Below are 661 nucleotides of genomic sequence, written 5' to 3'. Positions count from 1 at the left end.
GAACAGCGTCGTCGTAATGAAGACGCTTATTGGCTGAATAAATGAGATATTCACTCAATCGACGCTCTTCCGTCGACCAAAACATTAACCATTCCAATTGCATTAAGGAGGAAAGATGGCGATCGGTTTCGTAACTGACGTTACTAAAATAGACCTTGTCGAGATTAAGTAGGATTTGCTCAAAAGTATCTGCTCGCCATTCTGCAATATCCAGTTTTTCTTCGATATCGATTGCTGTAAACATCGAGAGGCTGGCTTCTTCAAAACTCGCAAGTAAAGGCAAAACCTCAGAATTGTCGCCAAAAACGCGGGGGGTCGTTTCTTTTAGTTCTTGAATGAGCTGCGCTGTTTTTTCAGCTTTATTCGGGATGGATGGGTTATTGGGTAAATTAAACAGGTAAGAGACTTTGTCGATGTAAACAGAGAATAATTGGGCTTTTTGTAAATCTTGAGCTTGAGTCGAAAGGTTATGAACGTGTTGTCCCGCCAGAAAAAACAACAAAATGATTGGCAGTAAGACAAGGCCAAAGAGTTTGTGTTTTACCGACAGGTTATTCCACGAAAAAATTCCGACCACAGCGCATTTCCATATCCAAGGGGTTGATATGAAAAGTGTAGTTTATCTATTTGGGTTGTTAGCGCTGTGAGTGAAATCGGGTTT

The 661-nt window shown here is 41.0% G+C and carries 1 pseudogene; it reads right to left on the bottom strand.

Annotated elements, in window-relative coordinates:
- Window positions 1–577: pseudogene (locus tag R7O13_RS27690) on the bottom strand (hybrid sensor histidine kinase/response regulator); the annotation flags it as partial.
- Window positions 578–661: the final 84 nt, after the last annotated feature.

It is taken from the genome of Vibrio sp. Y176 (assembly GCF_033438945.1).
This window is presented reverse-complemented; position numbering and strand designations above follow the sequence as displayed.